The sequence below is a fragment of the Cellulosimicrobium sp. KWT-B genome (genome assembly GCF_002127155.1).
In the GTDB taxonomy this organism is placed as follows: Bacteria; Actinomycetota; Actinomycetes; order Actinomycetales; family Cellulomonadaceae; genus Cellulosimicrobium; species Cellulosimicrobium funkei.
The window spans coordinates 777,674-799,102 of sequence record NZ_NEDO01000001.1 but is presented as its reverse complement, the minus strand read 5'-3'; the positions used below and the strand labels follow the sequence as shown (position 1 = coordinate 799,102).

Here is a 21,429-nt window from a genome sequence, read left to right as displayed (position 1 = left end):
TCCTGCCACGCAGGACGTGCCCGGCGACGGGTGGGTAGGGTCGGGCTCGTGCCCGCCCGTCACCTGCGCCTCGCGCGACCCGAGCCCTCCGCCCCGAGCACCACCGCGCTGGTCACCGACGCGCTCGCGGCGCTGCGCCGCGAGATGGAGGTCCCGGAGAGCTTCCCGGACGGGGTGCTCGTCGAGGCCGAGGAGGTCGTGCGCGAGGACCGCGCGGTGCACGGTCCGGGGCGCGTCGACCTGCGCGACGTCCCGTTCGTCACGATCGACCCGCCGGGCTCGATGGACCTCGACCAGGCGCTGCACCTCGAGCCGGCCGGGGGAGCGCCGGACGACCCGGTGGGCGCCGCGTTCGTCGTGCACTACGCGATCGCCGACGTCGGCGCGTTCGTCGTGCCGGGCGGCGCGATCGACGCCGAGGTCCACGAGCGCGGCACGACCCTCTACGCGCCCGACGGTCGCACCCCGCTGCACCCGGCCGTGCTGTCCGAGGGTGCGGCGAGCCTCCTGCCGGGCGAGGACCGCCCGGCCGCGGCGTGGCGCGTCGTGCTCGACGCCCGCGGCGAGATCCTCGACGCGACGGTGCGGCGCGCCGTCGTGCGCTCGACGCAGCGCCTCACCTACGACGAGGCGCAGGCCCGGATCGACGCCGGTGGCCCCGGGGACGCGCTCCTGCTGCTCCGCGAGGTGGGCGAGCTGCGGCTCGCGCGCGAGCGCGAGCGCGGCGGGGTGTCGCTCGAGGTCCCGGAGCAGGAGATCGTCACGCGCGACGACGGCTCGTTCGGCCTCGAGTTCCGCTCGACCCTCCCGGCGGAGGCCTGGAACGCGCAGGTGTCGCTGCTCACGGGCATCGCGGCGGCGCGGATCATGCGCGCGGGGGGCGTCGGCGTCTTCCGCGCGCTGCCGGAGGCCGACCCGCGCGACCTCGCGCGCCTGCGCCGCACGGCCCGCGCGCTCGGCATCGACTGGCCGCGCGAGACGCCGTACGCCGAGCTCGTCCCGACGCTCGACTCGCGCGTCCCGCGCCACGCCGCGTTCCTCAACGAGGCGACGTCGTTGTTCCGGGGCGCGTCGTACGAGGCGTTCGGCGGCACGGGCCAGGAGCCCGGCGTGCCCGACGACGCGGCGCACGCCGCGATCGGCGCGGAGTACGCGCACGTCACGGCGCCCCTGCGCCGGCTCGTGGACCGCTACGGCACCGAGGTGTGCCTCGCGCTGTGCGCGGGGGAGGACGTGCCGCGGTGGGTGCTCGACGCCCTGCCCGGCCTGCCGCGCACCATGGCCCGCACGGGCCAGCGCGCGAGCGCGTACGAGCGCGCGATCGTCGACGTCGTCGAGGCCGCGCTGCTCACCGGTCGCGAGGGCGAGGAGTTCGACGGCGTCGTGGTCGACGTCGAGGACGACCGCGAGCGCGCACGCCGTCTCGAGCGCGAGGACGCCGACGGGGCGGGCGGGGCGCGGCGCGGCCAGGTGGTCCTCGCCGACCCCGCGGTGCGCGCTCCCGTCGAGGGGACGGACCTCCCGCTCGGCGACCCGGTCCGCGCCACGCTGCGCGAGGCGTCGGTGCCCGGGCGCCGCGTCCGGTTCACCGTCGGCTGACGCCGGGCCGCGCGGCCTAGGCTGGTCCTCGTGCCTGCCCGACGCCGTACCGACCCCGCCGCCGGCCGCCTCGCCCTGGCGACGTGGCGCGACGACCCCACCGACCGCCGCGCCGTGACGACGGCGGTGCGGTTCACGCTCGAGGAGCTCGCCGACGTCGCGCCCGGGCACACGGTCGAGGTGCGCGTGCCGCCCGCGGGGGCCGTCCAGGCGGTCGAGGGACCGCGGCACACGCGCGGGACGCCGCCGAACGTCGTCGAGACGGACCCGCAGACGTGGCTGGGCCTCGTGACGGGGGCGGTCGCCTGGGCCGACGCCGTCGCGGACGGGCGCGTCCGCGCGTCGGGCGAGCGCTCGGACATCTCCTTCCTGCTGCCGCTCCAGGCGGCCCGGCCGCGCTGACCCCCGCGGCGGGGGCCTCGGACTTCGCTCGCGGACGGCGAGCGTGTTACCGGTGCGTAACGTTCTTGGGGCCGGTCTGGCGGAGCGCGGAGCGGGGGACTAGCGTCCCAGGATGACCGGCCGCCGTCCGCGCGGGCGCTCGCGGCACGACGACGTGCGCTGGCGTTCTCGTGGCGGTGACACGGCAGCAACCGCACGTTCATCCAGGTGAGGTGCGATGTCCCGCGGAGGCAGGGTGTCGCCCCGTCCGAGGTTCGTCCCCGACCCACGGGAACGCGCGAGCTGCTGCCCGGCCGTCCGCACGAGATGAAGGAGTCAGCGTGACCGACCACCAGCACCTGCGGCGACGGAGGGTGGTGGCGGGCACGTTGACCGTGGCCCTCGCCGTGCCGTTCTCCGTCGCGGCGGCCACCGCCGCGAGCGCGGCGCCCGACGGGTCGGGCCTCGTCATCAACGAGGCCTACCTGAGCGGCGGCAGCGCCAACGCCCCGTACACCCACAAGTTCGTCGAGCTGTACAACCCCACGCAGGCGGCGATCGACCTCTCCGGGATGTCGCTGCAGTACCGCTCGGCGACGAGCACGGGCGCCTTCACGGGCGTCACCGCGCTGACCGGCTCGGTCGCGCCCGGGGGCTACTACCTGGTGCAGGGCGGGTCGAACGGCTCGAACGGCGCCGCGCTGCCCACGCCCGACGCGACGGGCGGTCTCAACCCGTCGGGCACGACGGGCACGCTCGCGCTCGTGCGGTCGACCTCCCCGGTGACGCTGCCGGCGGGGAACGCCGCGGGCGCCGCGAACGTCGTCGACCTGATCGGGTACGGCACCTCGAACACGTTCGAGACGGCCGTGGGGCCTGCGCCGTCGGCCAACAACGTGCCCGCCTCGATCAACCGGACCGGGTACGCCGACACGGACGACAACAGCAAGGACCTCACGCTCTCCAGCACCGTGACGCCGCAGAACAGCGGCGACGACGGCGGCGGCCCGGGCCCCGAGCCGGGCGAGGTCGTCCCGATCGCGGAGATCCAGGGCACGGGGGCGGCGAGCCCGCTCGTCGGGCAGACGGTCACCACGCGCGGCGTCGTCACCGCGACGTACCCCACGGGCGGCTACGACGGCTTCTACCTGCAGACCGAGGGCACGGGCGGCGACCTCGACGCGTCGCACACGGCGTCGGACGCGATCTTCGTCTACTCGAAGGCGGGCGCGGCCGCGGTGGCGGTCGGTGACCACGTCGAGGTGACGGGCGCGGTGTCCGAGTACTTCACGCTCACCCAGATCACGCCCGCGGCGGGCGGCTGGACCGTGCTCGACGAGGCGGCGCAGGACGTCAAGCCCGCGAACGTCGCGTTCCCCGCGACCGACGCCGAGCGCGAGGTCCTCGAGGGCATGCTCGTGCAGCCGGCGGGCGACTACGTCGTCGCGGACAACTACGACACGAACTACTACGGGTCGTTCGTGCTCGCCGCGGGGACGGACCCGTTCGTCCAGCCGACGTCGGCCGGTCGGCCGGGCAGCGCGGAGGCGGCGGCCGCCGTCGCGGACCGTGCCGCGCGGGCCGTGGTGCTCGACGACGGCGCCACGACGAACTTCAACAACACCGCGAACAAGGGCGTCCCGCTCCCGTATCTCACGGGCGGGGCACCTGCGCGCGTGGGTGCGGCGGTGTCGTTCACGACGCCGGTCATCCTCGACTACCGGTTCGACGCCTGGACGTTCCAGCCGCGCACGCAGCTCACCGCGGGCGACGGCGGCAACGCCGCCACGGTGCAGCCGGTCACGTTCGAGAACACGCGGGAGGACGCTCCGGCCGAGGTCGGGGGCGACCTCTCCGTCGCGACGTTCAACGTGCTGAACTACTTCACGACCACGGGCGACCAGGTCGCGGGCTGCCAGTTCTACACGGACCGCGCGGGGAACCCGGTCACGGTCCGCACGGGCTGCGACGCGCGCGGCGCGGCGGACGCCGCGAACCTCGAGCGGCAGCAGACGAAGATCGTCGCGGCGATCGACGCCCTCGACGCGGACGTCGTCGCGCTCATGGAGATCGAGAACTCCGAGCCGTTCGGCAAGGACCGCGACCAGGCGCTGTCGGACCTCGTGGACGCGCTCAACGCGGCCGCGGGCGCCGAGGAGTGGGCGTTCGTCCCGTCCCCGGCCGCCGTGCCGACGGACGAGGACGTCATCCGCCTCGCGTACATCTACCAGGTGGCCGAGGCCGAGCCGGTCGGCGACTCCGTGATCCTGCTCGACGACCCGGCGTTCTCGAACGCGCGCGAGCCGCTCGCCCAGGTCTTCCAGCCCGCGGGCGGGATCACCGAGGGTGACGACGCGGCGAGCGACGACGTGCTCGTCGTCGCGAACCACCTCAAGTCGAAGGGCGGCAGCGACTCCGCGCCCGCCGACCAGAAGGACACCGGCGACGGCCAGGGCGCGTACAACAAGGCGCGCGTGGGCCAGGCGACGGCGCTCGTCGCCTTCGCCGAGGACGTCGCGGCCGACGCCGGGACGGACAAGGTCCTGCTCGCGGGCGACTTCAACTCCTACGAGCAGGAGGATCCGCTGCAGGTGCTCAAGGACGCCGGCTACACCGACCTCGGTGCGTCGACGGGCGAGCACACCTACCTGTTCGACGGGTACGTCGGGTCGCTCGACCACGTGTTCGCGTCGCCGGCCGCGGCGGACGCCGTCACCGGCACCGACGTGTGGAACATCAACTCGGTCGAGCCGATCGCCAACGAGTACAGCCGGTACAACTACAACGCGTCGATCCTCTACGACACGACGCCGTTCCGGTCGTCCGACCACGACCCCGTCCTCGTGGGCCTCCAGCTCGGCGCCGCCGAGCCCGGCACCACGCAGTTGGACCTGCTGGCGATCAACGACTTCCACGGTCGCATCGACGCCAACACGGTGAAGTTCGCAGGCACGATCGAGCAGCTGCGCGCGGCGAACCCCGACGGGACGGCCTTCGTCTCGGCGGGCGACAACATCGGCGCCTCGCTGTTCGCGTCGGCGCTCCAGGAGGACCGGCCGACGATCGACGTGCTGAACGCGCTCGACCTCGCGGCGTCCGCGGTGGGCAACCACGAGTTCGACCAGGGCATGGACGACCTCACGGGTCGGGTCACCGACGAGGCCGACTGGGCCTACCTGGGCGCGAACGTCTACGACAAGGGCACGACGAACCCGGCGCTGCCGGAGTACCAGGTCGTCGAGATCGACGGCCTCGACGTCGGCTTCGTGGGCGTCGTGACGGAGGAGACCCCGACGCTGGTCACGCCGTCGGGCATCGCCGACGTCGAGTTCGGCGATCCCGTCGAGGCGCTCAACCGCGTCACCGCCCAGCTCCAGGACGGCGACCCGGCGAACGGCGAGGCGGACGTCGTCGTGGGCCTCGTCCACGAGGGCGCGTCCGCGGGCACGCCCGACGGCGCGACGCTCGAGGAGGAGGTCGCCGCGGGCGGCGCCTTCGCGGACATCGTCAACGAGACCGACGCGCGCGTCGCGGCGATCTTCACGGGCCACACCCACAAGCAGTACGCGTGGGACGCGCCCGTCCCGGGCGTCCCGGGCAAGACCCGCCCGATCGTCCAGACCGGCAACTATGGCGAGTTCATCGGGCACGTGTCGCTCACCGTGGACACCGCGACCCACGAGGTCACGGCGTACACGGCGCAGAACGTGGCCCGCACGAAGGCGGAGGACGCGACCCTGGTCGCGACGTACCCGCGCGTCGCGGAGGTCAAGACGATCGTCGACGCGGCGCTCCAGCAGGCCGAGGTCATCGGCGCGCAGCCGATCGGCGAGGTCACCGCGGACATCACGACCGCGTTCGCGGGCGGCGCGTACACGGGTCCCGGCGGGACGTACGTGGGCCCCGGCCCGAACCCGACGTCCGGGCGTGACGACCGCGCCTCGGAGTCGACGCTCGGCAACCTCGTCGCGGACTCGCTCCTCGCGACGCTCTCCGACCCGGCGCGCGGCGGTGCGGACATCGGTGTCGTCAACCCGGGCGGGCTGCGTGCCGAGCTCCTGCACGGCGACGACGGCGTCATCACGTACGCCGAGGCCAACGCGGTCCTGCCGTTCGTCAACAACCTGTGGACCGTGACCCTCACGGGCGAGCAGGTCGTCGAGATGCTCGAGCAGCAGTGGCAGACGGACGCGAACGGCAACCGCCCGTCGCGCCCGTACCTCGCCCTGGGGCTCTCGGACAACGTGTCGTGGACGGCGAGCACCGCCGACCCGAACGCGGCGCCGGGGAGCAACGTCTCGTCCGTGACGATCGACGGCGAGCCGATCGACCCCGCCGGCGAGTACCGCGTCGCGACGTTCTCGTTCCTGGCCACCGGGGGCGACAACTTCCGCGTGTTCACGGACGGCACCGACCCGCGTGACTCCGGTCTGGTCGACCGGGACGCGTGGATCGCGTACCTGCAGCAGAGCTCGCCGGTGTCGCCGTCGTTCGACCGCTCGCGCGTGGTCGTCGACGAGCTGCCCGGCACCGTGACGGCGGGCTCCGACGTGAGCGTGGGGCTCTCGGGCCTCGACCTCACGTCGCTCGGGTCGCCGGTGAACACGTCGGTGGACGGGTACCTCGTCGCCGCGGACGCCACGTTCGACCCGGCGGCCCCGGGCACCCCGGCGGGCACCGCCACGGTCACGGGCGGGGCGGCGACCCTGACGGCGACGGTCCCAGCCGACGCCGCGGCGGGCGAGTACGACCTGTGGGTCGTCGCGTCGCCGAGCGGCACGACGGCGCGCATCCCGGTCACGGTCGAGGCCGCGGCCCCGACGGTGGAGCTCGTGAACCTCGAGGCCACCGCGCGCTGCACGGGCAAGTTCGTCCACCTCGCGGTCCGCGCCACCAACGGCGAGGACGCGCCGGTCGAGGTCGTCCTCGAGACGCCCTACGGCTCCAAGCGGTTCCCGAACCTCCAGCCGGGCAAGAACGCCTACCAGTCGTTCAACACCCGGGCCACGTCGGTCGAGGGCGGGACGGTCACCGTGACCGCGACGCTCGATGGTGTGACGCAGGAGTACGAGATCCCCTTCGAGGGTCAGACCTGCGGCTGACGCCTGCCTGACGCCGTGCGGCGCCGCCGAGGAGGCGACGCCACGTCCCGCGACCCGGGTCCCGTCCGACGGGCCCGGGTCGCGGTGCGTCCGGGGCGAGGACTCTGCGGGGAGTCCCAGGAAGCGCGGGTAGGGTCGTGCTCGTGAGCTCCGAGCAGTCCCGCGTGCCCGACGGCACGGCCCCCGACCCGTCCGCCGCGCCCGACGCCGTCGTGCCCGACGCCGCGCGCCCCGAGGCCGGGTCCGAGGCCGCCGAGCCCGGGGCCTCCGGGTCCGGGACCGCCGGCCCGGGGACGGGGACGGACGAGACGCTCGGCGCGGCGTCCCACGACGCCGCCTCTGCCGGTGGCGAGGAGGTCGAGATCGAGTCCGTGGTCGACCCGGCGACGGTCCGCCGCGCCCCCCGCTACCGCGCGTTCTTCACGGTCGGTATCCTCCTGGGCACGGTCCTCGGCCTGGGCATCGGTGGGGCGTGGCTCCAGTCGCCCGCCGCGGCGCCGGTCTTCAAGCCCGGCGTCTACTTCACGGTCATCCTCGTGACGTGCGCGGCGCTCGGCGCCGCGGTCGCGGGCGTGTGGGCGGTCGTCGCCGACCGCCGCAGCCTGCGCGGGCGCCGCTGACCGCTCAGCCGACGAGCGGCTCGGCCACGCGCCGGTCCGCCGGCTCGGACGCCGTACCGGTCGGGGCGCCGGCGGCGGGGGAGAGCCGCACCGCCACGCCGGGCGCCAGGCCCAGCGTCCGCGCCTCCGCGCGGGTCACGACGACGGACACCACCTCGTCGCCCGCGGTCACCTCCGCGCGCACCTCGAACCCCACGCGCGTCGTGCGCGTGACGACGCCGGTCACGCCCGCCGCGTCCGCCGTGTCCCCGATCGCGACGCCCCGGTGCGCCGACGGGTCGAGGCCCGCCCCGCCGTCGGGCAGGACCTCGACGTGGACGTCGTGCGGGCGGACGAGGACGCCGCCGAGGCGGGTCACCGGCCCGAGGAAGCCCATGACGAAGTCGTTCGCGGGGCGGTCGTAGAGGTCGTCGGGCGTGCCGACCTGCTCGATGCGGCCCTCGTTGACGACGACGATCTCGTCCGCGACCTCGAGCGCCTCCTCCTGGTCGTGCGTGACGAAGACCGTGGTCACGGGGATCTCGTCGTGCAGGCGGCGCAGCCAGTCGCGCAGCTCCTTGCGGACCTTCGCGTCGAGCGCGCCGAACGGTTCGTCGAGCAGGAGGACGCTCGGGCGGATCGCGAGCGCGCGGGCGAGCGCCATGCGCTGGCGCTGCCCGCCGGAGAGCTGCGACGGCAGCCGGTGCGCGAAGCTCTCGAGGTGCACGAGCCGCAGGAGCTCGTCGACGCGCTCGGCGATCTCGGCCTTCGGCGTGCGGCGGATCTCGAGCCCGAACGCGACGTTCCGCGCGACGCTCAGGTGCTTGAAGGCCGCGTAGTGCTGGAAGACGAAGCCCACGTTGCGGCGGCGCGCGGGCAGGTTCGTGGCGTCGCGGCCCTCGATCTCGACCTGGCCGGAGTCCGGCACCTCGAGCCCGGCGACGACGCGCAGCAGCGTGGACTTGCCGCCGCCGCTCGGGCCGAGCAGCGCCGTGAGGCGGCCGGTCGGCACGGAGACGGAGACGTCGTCGAGCGCGATGAAGTCGCCGAAGGTCTTGCGGACGTTGCGGATCTCGATGCTCATGCGTCGGCCTCCGTGGGGGCTGCGGTGCGGGTGGACCTGACGGTGCGGGGGGAGCGGCGGGGGCGGGGGCCGGCGGCGTCGTCGGAGCGCAGGAACGTCACGGCGACGATGCACGCGACGGAGACCGACGCGAGGAGGAACGCGACGGCGTAGGCGGTGCCCTGCTCGAAGTCCTGGTACCGCTGCTCGACGAGCAGCGTGGACGTCTGCGTGCGGCCCTCGAAGTTGCCGGAGACGACCTTGACCGCGCCGAACTCGCCGAGGGCGCGCGCGAGCGTGAGCACGACGCCGTAGACGACGGCCCACCGGATCGCCGGCAGGGTGATGCGCCGGAACGTCTGGAGGCGGCTCGCCCCGAGGCTCGTCGCGGCGAGCTCCTCGTCGGTGCCGAGCTCCGTGAGGACCGGCACGACCTCGCGGATGACGAGCGGGAGGCACACGAACGCGGTGGCGAGGACGATGCCCGGCGGCGCGAAGATCACCTGGAGCCCGGCGTCCTCGAGGGCGCCGCCGAACCAGCCGTTCTTCCCGTACACGAGGACGAGCGAGAGCCCGACGACGATCGGGGAGACGGACAGCGGGAGGTCGAGCAGGGCGTTGAGGAGCGCCTTGCCCGGGAAGTCGTACCGGACGATGAGCATCGAGATGCCGACGCCGAACACGGTGTTGATCAGCACGACCTGCACCGCGACGGCGGCGGTGAGCTGGAGAGCGAAGACGACGGACGGGTCGGCGAGAGCGCGCTGGAACGTCTCGAGCCCGTCGGCGAACGCGCCGCGCACGACGAGGGAGACCGGCCACCCGACGAGCAGCACGAGGTAGACGACCACGACGGCGCGCAGCGCGCGGCGCACCCAGGGAGAGCTATCCACGGCGGGCCACCCTGCGCTGGAGGAGCTGGATCGTCGCGATGACGAGCAGCGAGACGAGGAGGAGCACCGACGCGACGGCCACCGCCTGCTCGGGCTGGCCGTTCTCCAGGTAGCTGAGGATGCGCACGGAGCCCACCTCGGTGCGCATCGGCAGGTTCCCGGAGAGCAGGACGAGCGCGCCGTACTCGCTGATCGCGCGCGCGAACGACAGCGCGGCGCCCGCGGTGATCGCGGGCGCGAGGGCCGGGAGGACGACGCGGCGGAAGGTCGTGGCCCGCGTCGCGCCGAGCGACGCGGCGGCCTCCTCGACGTCCCGGTCGAGCTCGGCGAGCACGGGCTGGACGCTGCGCACCACGAAGGGCAGCGTGACGAACAGGAACGCGAGGAAGACGGCGGCGCGCGTGTTCGCGACGTCGATCCCCAGCGGCCCCGACGGCCCGTACAGCGCGAGCAGCACGAGGCCGGCGACGATCGTGGGGAGCGCGAACGGGATGTCGATGAGCACCTCGAGGAGCCGCTTGCCGGGGAACCGGTCGCGCACGAGGACCCACGCGATGAGCGTGCCCATGACGACGTTGACGGCGGTCACGGCGAGCGCCTGCGTGACCGTGAGGGTCAGCGCCGCGGCGGTCTGCGGTTGCGTCACGGCGGCGACGAAGGCGGGCCAGCCGCCGACGGACGTCTCGACGAGCACCGCGATCAGCGGGACGAGGGCGAGCGCCGAGAACCACACGAGCGCGACGCCGAGCCCGAGGCCGGAGGTCGCCGTGAGCCGGTAGGGGCCGTTGGGCGCCCGACGGCGCGTGCGGCCGGGAGGCGCGGCCGGGGCCGGGCGGCGCTCGCGCGCCGCCCGGCCCGGTCGTTCAACGAGGGTCGAGGCCACCGGTCACTGCTTCCCGGTCTCGGCCTGGATCTTCGTCACGAGGCCCTCGTCGCCGAAGAACTTGTCGTTGGTCGCGGACCAGCCGCCGAAGTCGTCGGCGATGGTGAGGAGGGTGGGGACGGCCGGGAACGGGTCGCTCGGGTCGTTCGCGCCCTCCACCTCGAAGTCGACGTCGCCGGTGAGCGGGCGGAAGCCCACGTGCGCGAACGCCTCCTGGCCCTCGGGCGTGAGGACGAAGTCGAGGTAGCTCTGCGCCTTGGGGTCGGCGTCGACCGTCACCGCGGCGGGGTTCTCGATGAGGAGCGTCTGGTCGGGGACCACGTAGTCGAACGTCTCGCCGTTCTGCCGCGCGAGGATCGCCTCGTTCTCGTAGGAGAGCAGGACGTCGCCGGTGCCGGACGTGAAGGCCGTCGTCGCGTCGCGGCCGCTGCCGGGCAGCGCCACCGCGTTGGTGAAGAACTTCCGCAGGTACTCGGTCGCGTCCTCCTCGGAGCCGCCGTTCGCGATGACGCTGCCCCACCCGGCGAGGATGTTCCAGCGGGCCGAGCCCGACGAGCCGGGGTTCGGGGTGACGATCTCGACCCCGGGCTGGACGATGTCCTCCCAGCTCTGGATGTTCTTCGGGTTGCCCTCGCGGACCACGAGGACGACGACGGACTGGCTGACGATGCCCTTGTTCTCGCCCGCGTTCCAGTCCTCGGCGACGAGGCCCGCGTCGACGAGGCGCGTCACGTCGCCCTCGAGCGAGAAGTGCACGTAGTCGGCGTCCAGCCCGTCGGCGACCGCGCGGCTCTGGTCGCCGGACGCGCCGTACGACGTCTCCCAGGTCACGCCCTGGCCGTCCTCGGTCTCGCCCCATAGCTCCTGCGCCGCGTCGTTGCCCGCCTTCGGCACGGCGAAGCCGACGAGCGAGAGCGTCGTGGGCTCGACGTCGGAGCCCCCGTCGCCGCTCGCGTCGCCCCCGCCCGACCCGTCGACGGCGGTCGGCGCGCAGGCGGTGAGGACCAGGGCGGTGGCTGCCGCGGCAGCCGCGAGGGTGATCGTCGTCCGGAGGCGTCGCATGGTGTCGTCCTTCGTCGGGGTCCCGGGGAGCGGGAGCGGTGGTGGAACGGGCCCGGCGCGGCGGCCATACTGGATCCCCGCGGTCGGGTAAGTCGAGATTCAAGCGCGGCGTTCCCACGCAGCGAAACCCCCGACCGACAGGTGGGACGACGTAACGCCACCGTGAACGGTGCTGCTGAGCCGCGCAGCCAGACGATCAGTGTCGGTGCGCCTGAGTACGGTCACGGTTCATGGGGGCAAGAGTCTGCGCACGCTGCGGATCGCACGATCGTTCGAGAGAGGTGCGGAGCCGAATGGGGCTCTGCATCGCGCTCTGCGCCGCGTGTCAGGGGAGAGAAGTGCGGGAGTCGGGGCCTCGGCTCCGTGATTACGCCCGGGTTGCGCTGGCCGCAACGGGGATCGTGTTCGCGCTGGGTGTCGGCTCGCTCTTGCCGGGTGGGCCGAGGTCTGACGTGGACCCGTTAGCAATGGTCGGTTCCGGCGTCGGCGGGTACTTCGCGACGGGGCCGGCCGCGCACGCTGTCCTCTTGGGCATCATCTCGACGGTAGCCATCGCCGTCGCGTTCTCACTGGAGTCCTCTGCGGCCCGCGGGGACGCGATAGCTGACGAGGCGCGGGCGTCCGAGACTCCGGATCTCGCACTTCAAGCGCGAGCGTTCCGTCTGGAACGCGTCGCGACGGTGCAGTACGTGGTCACGCTAGGGTTCACCGGCCTTGCGGCGGTGGTCGCGCTCGACACCATGACCGACCGTGAGGGACCGTGGCAGGTGCTGAGCACGGTCGCCTGGCTCCTTGTGGTGTGGCTGGCGAACGAAGCCGTGCGGCTGGGCTCGGTCATCGAGGTGACGGATCAGGTGCGGGACCAGCTCCGGGCTGATGACAGGCGTCGCACGCTTCTGCGCCGTCGCGCTGCGCGCTCGTTCCCTCTGCGGAGTGCAGCGTTGGCGGGCCTGGTCTTCGTGATCACCTGGGTTGTGCTGTGCATCGTCGCTGTCTCGTCGAGCGACGTCCTCGATGTCCCTCCCCTCTCCGTTTGGGCCCGGATCGTGGCGGTAGGTGTCCTCACCCTCGTAGCGCTCGTATGGATCGCTGCGATGTGGCAATCGCTACCCGGTGTCGTGGTGCCCGCGTCTCTAGCGATCCTCACGACGATCTCGGTGCTGACCGCAGTAGTCGGTTACCTCGCGCGGATCGCTGGCGAGCGGGGGACGGCGGCCTCAGTGTTCGTGATCGCCGTCCTCCTGCTCGTCGGGCTCCTGGGCGTCGCCGCGTGTGGAGCTTTTGGGCGCGGGTGGATGCGGTCGTTGAGCCGGCCCGGTGCGTGGTTGTCCGCGCCGGCGGCGCGTCTCGACGACTGGGAGGAGCGCAAGCGGACTGCGTCCGTCGCTGTATCGCGCCGATGACGGCCCCGTCGAGACGTGCGCCGTCCGCATGGCCGCGCGCTTCGGTCCCGACGCGCCTGCTGTGGGACACTGAGGTACGTGGCCCCCCGCGGAGATGGACTTCTCAACCACGACCTCATGCCCGGCGAGAAAGGCCCCCAGGACGCCTGCGGCGTCTTCGGTGTCTGGGCGCCCGGCGAGGAGGTCGCCAAGCTCGCCTACTTCGGGCTCTACGCGCTGCAACACCGCGGCCAGGAGTCGGCGGGCATCGCGACGAGCAACGGCGAGCAGATCCTCGTCTATAAGGACATGGGCCTCGTCTCCCAGGTCTTCGACGAGACGGCCCTCAACGCCCTGACGGGGCACATCGCCGTCGGGCACTGCCGCTACTCGACCACGGGCGGCGTGACGTGGGAGAACGCGCAGCCGACGCTCGGCGCCACCGCGTCCGGGACCGTGGCCCTCGGGCACAACGGCAACCTCACGAACTCCGCGGAGCTCGTCAACCTCGTCGCCGAGCGCTACGGGAGCCAGCGCCGCGGCGAGCTCGCGCGCGGCAACACGACGGACACCGCGCTCGTCACCGCGCTCCTCGCGGGCGACGCCGACCACACGCTCGAGGCGACGGCGCTCGAGGTGCTCCCGCGCCTGCGCGGTGCGTTCTCGCTCGTCTTCATGGACGAGCGCACGCTGTACGCCGCGCGCGACCCGCAGGGCGTGCGCCCGCTCGTGCTCGGCCGCCTCGAGCGCGGCTGGGTCGTCGCGAGCGAGACCCCGGCTCTGGACATCGTGGGCGCGTCCTTCGTGCGCGAGGTCGAGCCCGGCGAGCTCATCGCGATCGACGCGGAGGGCCTGCGCTCGCAGCGGTTCGCGCCCATCGAGCGCGCGGGCTGCGTCTTCGAGTACGTCTACCTGGCCCGCCCGGACACGAGCATCAACGGCCGCTCGGTGCACGCGGCGCGCGTCGAGATGGGCCGCCAGCTCGCCCGCGAGCACCCCGTCGAGGCGGACCTCGTCATCCCGGTCCCCGAGTCCGGCACGCCCGCCGCGGTGGGCTACGCCGCCGAGTCGGGCATCCCGTTCGGCCAGGGGCTCACGAAGAACGCCTACGTGGGCCGCACGTTCATCCAGCCGTCGGACACGCTGCGCCAGCTCGGCATCCGGCTCAAGCTCAACCCGCTGCGCGACGTGATCCGCGGCAAGCGGCTCGTCGTCGTCGACGACTCGATCGTGCGCGGCAACACGCAGCGCGCGCTCGTGCGGATGCTGCGCGAGGCCGGCGCGGCGGAGGTGCACGTGCGCATCAGCTCGCCGCCCGTGAAGTGGCCGTGCTTCTACGGCATCGACTTCGCGTCGCGCGCCGAGCTCATCGCGAACGGCCTGTCGCCGCACGAGATCGGCCAGTCGCTCGGTGCCGACAGCCTCGGCTACATCTCGACCGAGGGCATGATCTCGGCGACCGAGCAGCCGTCGTCCCAGCTCTGCACGGCGTGCTTCACGGGCAAGTACCCCATCGAGCTGCCGCCGGACGACCAGCTCGGCAAGCACCTCCTCGAGCAGGCCGAGCTCCCGCTCGGGGCGCCCGAGGACGGGCTGCGCAGCCTCTCGGTGACCGCCGGCGGCGCCGGCGCCCTCCAGCACCCCTGACCCGCACCCTCCGCACCACCGGCGCGCGCGCCGCGAGACACCTTTGGAGCCGACACCATGACTGCCGACTCGCCCCGCACGGGCCTCACCTACGCCGCCGCGGGGGTCGACACCGAGGCCGGTGACAAGGCCGTCGAGCTCATGAAGGACGCCGTGCGCCGCACCCACGGGCCGCAGGTCCTCGGCGGCGTCGGCGGGTTCGCCGGGCTCTACGACTTCTCCGAGGTCGCGACCTACCGCCGTCCGCTGCTCGCGACGTCGACCGACGGCGTCGGCACCAAGGTCGCGATCGCCCAGGCGCTCGACGTGCACGACACGATCGGCTTCGACCTCGTCGGCATGGTCGTCGACGACATCGTGGTGGTGGGCGCCAAGCCGCTGTTCATGACCGACTACATCGCGTGCGGCAAGGTCGTGCCCGAGCGCATCGCGGGCATCGTGCGGGGCATCGCCGCAGCCTGCGAGGTCGCCGGCACCGCGCTCGTCGGCGGCGAGACGGCCGAGCACCCGGGCCTGCTCGGCGAGGACGAGTACGACGTCGCGGGCGCGGCGACGGGCGTCGTCGAGGCGGACGCCCTGCTCGGCCCGGAGCGCGTGCGCGAGGGCGACGTGCTCGTCGCCATGGCGTCGTCGGGCCTCCACTCGAACGGCTACTCGCTCGTGCGCGCCGTGCTGAAGCACGCGGGCTGGGGCCTCGAGCGGCACGTCGACGAGCTCGGCCGCACCGTCGGCGAGGAGCTGCTCACCCCGACGCGCGTCTACGCGAGCGACTGCCTCGCCCTGGCCGCCGACGACGCCGCCCAGGTCCACGCGTTCACGCACGTCACGGGCGGCGGCCTGGCCGCGAACCTCGCGCGTGTCCTCCCGGCGGGGCTCGTCGGGGTCGTGGACCGGGGGAGCTGGGACGTGCCGCCCGTCTTCCGCGTCGTGCGCGAGCTGGGCGGGGTGCCGCGCGGCGACCTCGAGAGCACCCTCAACCTCGGCGTCGGGATGGTCGCGGTCGTGGGCGCGGACGGCGTCGACGCCGCCCTGGCGCGGTGCACCGCGCTCGGCGTGCCCGCGTGGGTGCTCGGCACGGTCGAGGCCTTCGACCCGGACGCGGCCCGCGACCTCGCCGACGGCGACCTGGTCGCCGGCACAAAGGGCGTCCAGGCGGGCGCGGTGCGGCTCGTCGGCGACTACCGCTCCTGATCACCGCCCGGTCGGGTCGGCGCGCGGATCGCGGCGTCGGCCCGGCCAGTGCTCCGTTCCCGCGGGCGCGAGGGGTCCATCCGTCAAGGACGTCGCGGTGGGGGTGATCCGTCGCGGACGCACGACGACGGCGCCACCGCCTGCGGGCAGGCGACGGCGCCGTCGAGGTCAGGTGCGTCCGTGCGAGACGGCGGAGGGGGTGTCGCGGACGACCGTCAGCGGTCGTCGGACCAGTCGTTGTAGCGCTGGTCGTAGCGCTCGAGGTCGTCCGGCTCGGCGCCGAAGCGCGAGTCCGTCACGACATCCGTACGGCTGTGACCCGTGAGCTCCTGCTCGAGCGCACTGTAGTTCGTCTCGGGGCTGTAGTACTTCAGCGCGCGAGCGACCTTGGTCTGCTTTGCCTTCTGACGGCCGCGGCCCATGGCTCCGACCCCCTCAACGTAGAAGCGGGGCGGCAACGTACTCAGACGTGCGGCCCCGGGGTGTAGTTTCGTCTGTTCAGGGTCCAACGGTACATGCTCAGGGCCTATTCCATCCACTCAGAGACCCTGGTCGAGCCGCGGACGTGCCTACCGTCACACAGTCTCCACCGCGCGGCCTCGCCCGGACCGGGTCCGGCGGTGCGGAGAGCCCCCGCGGACCACCTGCGGCAACGCTCTCGTATGCCGCAGGAGCGCCTATCCGGCCGATCCGACCATAGAGCGCCTAATTCACCCGTCCGTCAAGTCGCCCGAAATCCGCATGCTGCGACAATGGAAGGTACTGGCGTCGTGCTGTCGTCGTGATCCGGGGTATCTGCCGGACCAGCGCGTACCAGGAGGAGGTGTCGTGATGTCCATGCACGGGGAGTCCGAGGTTCTGCTCACGCCCGCCGAGGTCGCCAGCCTTTTCCGCGTCGACCCCAAGACCGTCACCCGCTGGGCGAAGGCGGGCAAGCTGTCGTCGATCCGCACCCTCGGTGGCCACCGGCGCTACCGCGAGTCCGAGGTCCGGGCCCTGCTCGGCGCCGCGAGCGAGCCCGCGGACGGCACCGACAAGTCCTGACCCGGGGTCGCGCCCCGCCCACGGCTCACGGCACGCCGACGTGGCGGCACGTACCCGAACGGGCGCCGGCTCGACGCGCGTCCTCGGTCGGCACCGACCTTGCCACCCAGCTCTGCGCGCGTGCCACGCTCCCGCACGCCGGACGCCCCGCGTCCCCGAACCCTCCCCGCGTGCCGGACGCCCCGCGCGTCGTCGAACCCTCCCGCACGCCGGAACGCCGCCGACCCCGGGTCCGGTGGAGCACCGGCGCGGGGTCGACGGCGTTCGTCGACGGGGTCGCTACGAGCGGCGACGGAGGATCGCCGCGGCCACCAGCGCGACGCCGACCACGGCGGCGCCCAGCAGCAGCTTGACGTTGCGGGACCGGTCCGGGTCCTCCTCGGGCAGCCCGTTGCCGGAGAGGAACGCCCCGGTGTCGCTCGCCGCCTGCTTCGCCTGCTGCGCGGCGGCCTTGGCCTGGACGCGCGGGTCGAGCCGCGTCGTGAGCTCGTCGATCGTCCCCGCGAGCTCCTTGCGGGTGCGCGCGATCTCGTCCTCGAGCTGGGACGGGGAGAGCTGGGGGTCGGGGGTCTCGCCGGTTCCGCTCACGGGCGCAGTCCTTCCTTGATGGTCGCGACGTCTTCCTTGATGCTCTCGACCGCACCGGTCGGCGTCGGCGGCACGCCCCGCTGGAGCTGCTTGACGCCGACGAACGCGAGCGTACCGGCGACCAGCACGAGGACGCCGCCGACGATCAGCGCCGCGAGCCACAGCGGCATGGCGGTCGCGAGTCCCTCCATGGCGGAGTGCAGCAGGAAGCCCAAGCCGTACAGCACGAGCACGCCGCCGACGACGAGCAGGCCGATGCCGATGCCGGCGTGCTTCGCCTTCGTCGTGAGCTCGGCCTTCGCGAGGGCGATCTCCGAGCGGACGAGCCGGGTCGCCTGCTCGGACAAGCGCTCCACGAGCTGTCCGACCGTCGGCTTCTGCTCCTCGGGCGGGATGCGCCCGTCGATCCAGTCGCTCATCTCTCAGCCTTTCCGCAGGTGATCCCCCACCACTCAACCGGCACCGGGGTCGGCGCGCAACTTCCCCGGGGGTGCGCGCGGTGCCCGGGGGGAGGAGGGTCGCGCGAGGGACGCCGCGCGGGCCCGGGACGCAGAAGACCCCCGTCCGGAATCCCGGGCGGGGGTCTCTCGGTGGCTCCGACCGGCGTCGATCCGGTGACCTTTCGATTTTCAGTCGAACGCTCTACCAACTGAGCTACAGAGCCATGGGGGAAGAGCCCGGCCGGCCGATGCCGACCGGGCTCTTCGCCTCACGCGACCCTGACGGGACTTGAACCCGCGACCTCCGCCGTGACAGGGCGGCGCGCTAACCAACTGCGCTACAGGGCCTTGCTGTTCTGTGCGAGACACACCCTAACACCAGGGAACCCGGCGATTTCACCAGTGGACCTGGCGGTGTGGTGGCCCGCATTCGAACCGAGAGGATCGTACCGTACCGGTGAGCCGATCCGTAAATCCGCCGGTGACCACCGGTCCCGACGCGATCTCGCGTACCCCCAACGGGATTCGAACCCGTGCTACCGCCGTGAAAGGGCGGGGTCCTAGGCCGCTAGACGATGGGGGCTCAGGAACGTCGGCCAGTGTACAGCGGCGCCGCCGGGGGCTCCTCGTCGGATGCGCCGCCCGCGCGGGGGAGGATGGGCGGGTGGTGGAGATGACGCGGGCCGATTTCGAGGACGCCGTGCGCGACGGGCTGGACCTCGTCCCCGAGGACCTGGCGGCGCAGATGGACAACGTCGTGGTGCTCGTCGAGGACGACGCGCCCGACGACGACCCCGAGCTCCTCGGGCTCTACGAGGGGGTGCCGCTCACGGAGCGCGACCACATGTGGGCGGCGGGCGCGCTGCCTGACCGCATCACGATCTTCCGGAACCCGACGCTGGCCATCTGCGAGACGCGCGAGGACGTGGTCGAGGAGGTGGCGGTGACCGTCGTCCACGAGATCGCGCACCACTTCGGCATCGACGACGACCGGCTGCACGAGCTCGGCTGGGGCTGAGCCCGGGCGGTCCGGGCGCGCCGATCGCTAGGATCGGCGGGTGACGACGAGCGCCGCGACCGACCCCCGGCACGACGGCGCGCACGACCACGAGGCGGTCGCGCGCCTGCTCCACGCGCTCGCCGAGCCGCGCCGCCTCGCGATCGTGCACCTGCTCACGGGCTCGGAGCGCCGCGTCGTCGACCTCACGCGCGAGCTCGGGCTGGCCCAGTCGACCGTCTCGGAGCACCTCACCACGCTGCGCGAGGTGGGGGTCGTCGCGGTGCGGCGGGAGGGCCGGTCGTCCTGGTACCGCCTCGTGCGGCCGGAGGTCGCGCACCTCCTTGCCGACGCGGAGCACGTCGCCCTCGCCCCCTGACCCCTGCGCGTGACGCGTGTCACGGCGCACTCCGCCTAGAAAACATCGGTGTCCGTCGATATCATCGGTGCACACCGATGAATGGAGGATCGATGGGAGCGGGTCACGACCACGGCGCAGGTGGCCTCGACGCGCCCGACCACCGCAGACGGCTCGCCGTCGCGTTCGGCATCACCGCGACGATCCTCGCGGCCCAGGCCGTCGGCGCGGTGCTCACGGGGAGCCTGGCGCTCCTCACGGACACGGCGCACATGCTCACCGACGCGGTCGGGCTGGCCGTCGCGCTGGTCGCGGCGTCGCTCGCCCTGCGCCCGGCGACCAAGCACCGCACGTGGGGCTTCCGACGTGTCGAGGTGCTCGCGGCCCTCGCGCAGGCGGCGCTGCTCCTCGCCGTCGGCGCGTACGCCGCCGTCGAGGGCGTCCGGCGCCTGCTCGAGCCGCCCGAGGTGCCCTCCTCCGAGCTGCTCGTGTTCGGGATCGTCGGCCTCGTAGGGAACCTCGTCGCCATCGCGGTCCTCGCGTCCGGGCGGCGCGCCAACCTCAACCTGCGGGCCGCGTTCCTCGAGGTGGTCAACGACGCGCTGGGCTCCGTCGGGGTCATCGTGGCCGCCGTCGTGATCACCACGACGGGCTACCAGCGGGCCGACGCGATCGCCGGCCTGCTCATCGCCGTCCTCATCGTGCCGCGCGCGTTCCGCCTCCTGCGCGAGGCGACGGCCGTCCTCATGGAGTTCACGCCCGAAGGTCTGGACCTCGACGACGTCCGGCGGCACATCCTCTCGCTCGACCACGTCGAGGACGTCCACGACCTGCACGCCTCCACCGTCGCGACGGGGCTCCCGACCATCTCGGCGCACGTCGTCGTGGACGACGCGTGCTTCCGGGACGGCCACGCGCTGGAGATCGTCGAGCGCGTGCGCACGTGCGTCGCCCACCACTTCCCGGTCTCCGTCGAGCACTCGACCTTCCAGCTCGAGACGGCGGCCCTGCGCGACCGCGAGGCGCACGGCCACGCCTGAGGGGGCGTCGGGCCTCGCTCCGGCGTGCGGCCCGGACGCCCTGAGGACGGGCCGTCAGCGGCCGGGGCGCGCGCACTAGGGTGGTGCCATGACGATCCTCGTGACCGGCGGAGCCGGGTACATCGGGGCGCACGTGGTGCGCCTCCTCCAGGAGCGCGGCGAGAAGGTGGTCGTCGTCGACGACCTGAGCACCGGCCGCGCGGACCGGGTCGGCGACGCGGTGCTCGTCGAGGTCGACGTCGCGTCGCCCGAGGCCGTGGACGTGCTCACGCGCGCCATGACCGAGCACGACGTGCGCGCGGTCGTCCACTTCGCGGCGCGCAAGCAGGTGGGGGAGTCGGTCGAGAAGCCGGCCTGGTACTACCAGCAGAACGTCGGGGGCTTCACGAACCTCGTCACCGCGATGCAGGCGGCCGGCGTCGACCGCCTCGTCTTCTCGTCGTCGGCGGCGACGTACGGCATGCCGTCGGTGTCCCTGGTCGAGGAGAAGCTGCACGCCGAGCCGATCAACCCCTACGGCGAGACGAAGCTGGTCGGGGAGTGGCTCGGCCGGGCCGCGAGCCGCGCGTGGGGGCTGCGGTTCGTCGCCCTGCGCTACTTCAACGTCGCCGGTGCGGGCTGGCCGGACCTGGGCGACCCGGCGGTGCTCAACCTCGTGCCCATGGTCCTCGACCGCCTCGAGCGCGGTGAGCGGCCCAAGATCTTCGGGGACGACTACCCGACGCCGGACGGCACGTGCATCCGGGACTACATCCACGTCCTCGACCTCGCGCAGGCCCACCTCGCCGCGCTCGAGTACCTCGACGTGGACGAGCGTCCGTTCGACGTCTTCAACGTCGGGACGGGCGAGGGCTCCTCGGTGCGCGAGGTCATCGACGAGATCGGGCGCGTGAGCGGGCTCGACGTCACGCCCGAGGTCCTGCCGCGCCGCGCGGGGGACCCGCCGCAGCTGGTCGGGAACCCCCGCCGCATCAACGAGCTCTTCGGCTGGCGCGCCACGAACGGCCTGCCGGAGATCATCGCGTCGGCGTGGGAGGCCTGGCAGGCCGGGCCCCGCCGCATCGACACGACGCGCGAGGCCCCCTCCGAGGTGTGAAATCCGGCGTCCCGTGCGACCCTACATCCCTCAGCATGCTGAGGATTGACCGGGGAGGTGCCCC

At 73.3% G+C, this 21,429-nt stretch carries 19 protein-coding genes and 3 tRNA genes; 12 read left to right on the top strand and 10 right to left on the bottom strand.

The window, feature by feature from the left end; genetic code table 11:
• The first annotated feature begins 48 nt into the window (after positions 1-48).
• The 4 genes from B9L22_RS03450 (at position 49) to B9L22_RS03435 (ending at position 7,702) form a co-directional block, all read left to right on the top strand.
• Positions 49-1,599: an RNB domain-containing ribonuclease gene (locus B9L22_RS03450; RefSeq protein ID WP_233139679.1), complete on the top strand. Its 1,551-nt coding sequence runs from the start codon at positions 49-51 to the stop codon at positions 1,597-1,599.
• A gap of 30 nt (positions 1,600-1,629) precedes the next feature.
• On the top strand, positions 1,630-2,001 hold the full coding sequence (locus B9L22_RS03445; protein WP_043656540.1) for a sterol carrier family protein: 372 nt from the start codon (positions 1,630-1,632) through the stop codon (positions 1,999-2,001).
• A 320-nt stretch (positions 2,002-2,321) separates the two neighbouring features.
• Entirely contained in the window at positions 2,322-7,082 is a 4,761-nt protein-coding gene (locus B9L22_RS03440) for an ExeM/NucH family extracellular endonuclease (RefSeq protein WP_233139670.1), read from the top strand.
• A 143-nt stretch (positions 7,083-7,225) separates the two neighbouring features.
• Positions 7,226-7,702, top strand: coding sequence for a hypothetical protein (locus B9L22_RS03435; protein ID WP_143317042.1), 477 nt, complete (start codon positions 7,226-7,228; stop codon positions 7,700-7,702).
• Positions 7,703-7,706: 4 nt separating this feature from the next.
• Here B9L22_RS03435 and B9L22_RS03430 read toward each other — a convergent pair whose 3' ends face one another.
• The 4 genes from B9L22_RS03430 to B9L22_RS03415 are packed head-to-tail and all read right to left on the bottom strand — an operon-like array spanning position 7,707 to position 11,582.
• Positions 7,707-8,765, bottom strand: coding sequence for a sulfate/molybdate ABC transporter ATP-binding protein (locus tag B9L22_RS03430; protein ID WP_086149206.1), 1,059 nt, complete (start codon positions 8,763-8,765; stop codon positions 7,707-7,709).
• Positions 8,762-9,637: a sulfate ABC transporter permease gene (locus B9L22_RS03425; protein WP_086149205.1), complete on the bottom strand. Its 876-nt coding sequence runs from the start codon at positions 9,635-9,637 to the stop codon at positions 8,762-8,764. The genes B9L22_RS03430 and B9L22_RS03425 overlap by 4 nt, the downstream gene beginning before the upstream one ends.
• Positions 9,630-10,520 (bottom strand): sulfate ABC transporter permease subunit CysT, encoded by an 891-nt coding sequence (gene cysT, locus B9L22_RS03420; RefSeq protein ID WP_086149204.1) that lies wholly within the window; start codon positions 10,518-10,520, stop codon positions 9,630-9,632. The genes B9L22_RS03425 and cysT overlap by 8 nt, the downstream gene beginning before the upstream one ends.
• Before the next feature lie 3 nt (positions 10,521-10,523).
• The gene (locus B9L22_RS03415) at positions 10,524-11,582 is read right to left on the bottom strand and encodes a sulfate ABC transporter substrate-binding protein (RefSeq protein ID WP_086149203.1); all 1,059 of its coding nucleotides are present in this window, start codon (positions 11,580-11,582) and stop codon (positions 10,524-10,526) included.
• Between the two features lie 527 nt (positions 11,583-12,109).
• Between B9L22_RS03415 and B9L22_RS03410 the strand changes: the two genes are divergently transcribed.
• From B9L22_RS03410 to purM, 3 genes are all read left to right on the top strand, one after another.
• Positions 12,110-12,985, top strand: a complete 876-nt coding sequence (locus tag B9L22_RS03410) for a hypothetical protein (RefSeq protein ID WP_143317040.1) — start codon at positions 12,110-12,112, stop codon at positions 12,983-12,985.
• Positions 12,986-13,063: 78 nt separating this feature from the next.
• Positions 13,064-14,611: an amidophosphoribosyltransferase gene (gene purF, locus B9L22_RS03405; RefSeq protein ID WP_031315107.1), complete on the top strand. Its 1,548-nt coding sequence runs from the start codon at positions 13,064-13,066 to the stop codon at positions 14,609-14,611.
• Between the two features lie 57 nt (positions 14,612-14,668).
• On the top strand, positions 14,669-15,802 hold the full coding sequence (gene purM, locus B9L22_RS03400) for a phosphoribosylformylglycinamidine cyclo-ligase (RefSeq protein WP_086149201.1): 1,134 nt from the start codon (positions 14,669-14,671) through the stop codon (positions 15,800-15,802).
• 215 nt (positions 15,803-16,017) lie between these two features.
• Here the strand turns inward: purM and B9L22_RS03395 are convergent, their stop codons facing one another.
• Positions 16,018-16,224: a DUF3073 domain-containing protein gene (locus tag B9L22_RS03395; protein ID WP_021482112.1), complete on the bottom strand. Its 207-nt coding sequence runs from the start codon at positions 16,222-16,224 to the stop codon at positions 16,018-16,020.
• Positions 16,225-16,633: 409 nt separating this feature from the next.
• On the opposite strand from B9L22_RS03395, the gene B9L22_RS03390 reads away from it, so the two are divergent.
• Positions 16,634-16,846: a BldC family transcriptional regulator gene (locus B9L22_RS03390; protein ID WP_021482113.1), complete on the top strand. Its 213-nt coding sequence runs from the start codon at positions 16,634-16,636 to the stop codon at positions 16,844-16,846.
• A gap of 279 nt (positions 16,847-17,125) precedes the next feature.
• Here B9L22_RS03390 and B9L22_RS03385 read toward each other — a convergent pair whose 3' ends face one another.
• From B9L22_RS03385 to B9L22_RS03365, 5 genes are all read right to left on the bottom strand, one after another.
• A complete protein-coding gene (locus tag B9L22_RS03385; protein WP_021481598.1) occupies positions 17,126-17,434 on the bottom strand; it encodes a DUF3618 domain-containing protein in 309 nt (102 codons plus the stop codon).
• Positions 17,431-17,853 (bottom strand): phage holin family protein, encoded by a 423-nt coding sequence (locus B9L22_RS03380; protein ID WP_021481597.1) that lies wholly within the window; start codon positions 17,851-17,853, stop codon positions 17,431-17,433. The genes B9L22_RS03385 and B9L22_RS03380 overlap by 4 nt, the downstream gene beginning before the upstream one ends.
• A 172-nt stretch (positions 17,854-18,025) precedes the next feature.
• Positions 18,026-18,098: transfer RNA gene (locus tag B9L22_RS03375), tRNA-Phe, on the bottom strand.
• Between the two features lie 50 nt (positions 18,099-18,148).
• Positions 18,149-18,222, bottom strand: a tRNA-Asp gene (locus B9L22_RS03370).
• A gap of 162 nt (positions 18,223-18,384) precedes the next feature.
• Positions 18,385-18,457: transfer RNA gene (locus B9L22_RS03365), tRNA-Glu, on the bottom strand.
• Between the two features lie 90 nt (positions 18,458-18,547).
• Here B9L22_RS03365 and B9L22_RS03360 point away from each other — a divergent pair.
• The 4 genes from B9L22_RS03360 to galE all read left to right on the top strand — a co-directional run bounded on the left by B9L22_RS03360 (position 18,548) and on the right by galE (position 21,365).
• The gene (locus tag B9L22_RS03360) at positions 18,548-18,892 is read left to right on the top strand and encodes a metallopeptidase family protein (RefSeq protein ID WP_031315606.1); all 345 of its coding nucleotides are present in this window, start codon (positions 18,548-18,550) and stop codon (positions 18,890-18,892) included.
• 40 nt (positions 18,893-18,932) lie between these two features.
• Entirely contained in the window at positions 18,933-19,250 is a 318-nt protein-coding gene (locus tag B9L22_RS03355; protein ID WP_198947188.1) for a metalloregulator ArsR/SmtB family transcription factor, read from the top strand.
• Between the two features lie 92 nt (positions 19,251-19,342).
• Entirely contained in the window at positions 19,343-20,269 is a 927-nt protein-coding gene (locus B9L22_RS03350; RefSeq protein WP_086149200.1) for a cation diffusion facilitator family transporter, read from the top strand.
• Positions 20,270-20,357: 88 nt separating this feature from the next.
• A complete protein-coding gene (gene galE, locus B9L22_RS03345) occupies positions 20,358-21,365 on the top strand; it encodes a UDP-glucose 4-epimerase GalE (protein WP_086149199.1) in 1,008 nt (335 codons plus the stop codon).
• The last annotated feature ends 64 nt before the right edge of the window (positions 21,366-21,429 follow it).

Bases quoted from the DNA above. Each gene is read 5' to 3' on its own strand.
- B9L22_RS03430 (WP_086149206.1), bottom strand. From the start codon at position 8,765: ATGAGCATCGAGATCCGCAACGTCCGCAAGACCTTCGGCGACTTCATC.
- B9L22_RS03415 (WP_086149203.1), bottom strand. From the start codon at position 11,582: ATGCGACGCCTCCGGACGACGATCACCCTCGCGGCTGCCGCGGCAGCC.
- purM (WP_086149201.1), top strand. From the start codon at position 14,669: ATGACTGCCGACTCGCCCCGCACGGGCCTCACCTACGCCGCCGCGGGG.
- B9L22_RS03395 (WP_021482112.1), bottom strand. From the start codon at position 16,224: ATGGGCCGCGGCCGTCAGAAGGCAAAGCAGACCAAGGTCGCTCGCGCG.
- B9L22_RS03390 (WP_021482113.1), top strand. From the start codon at position 16,634: ATGTCCATGCACGGGGAGTCCGAGGTTCTGCTCACGCCCGCCGAGGTC.
- B9L22_RS03380 (WP_021481597.1), bottom strand. From the start codon at position 17,853: ATGAGCGACTGGATCGACGGGCGCATCCCGCCCGAGGAGCAGAAGCCG.
- B9L22_RS03360 (WP_031315606.1), top strand. From the start codon at position 18,548: ATGACGCGGGCCGATTTCGAGGACGCCGTGCGCGACGGGCTGGACCTC.
- B9L22_RS03350 (WP_086149200.1), top strand. From the start codon at position 19,343: ATGGGAGCGGGTCACGACCACGGCGCAGGTGGCCTCGACGCGCCCGAC.
- galE (WP_086149199.1), top strand. From the start codon at position 20,358: ATGACGATCCTCGTGACCGGCGGAGCCGGGTACATCGGGGCGCACGTG.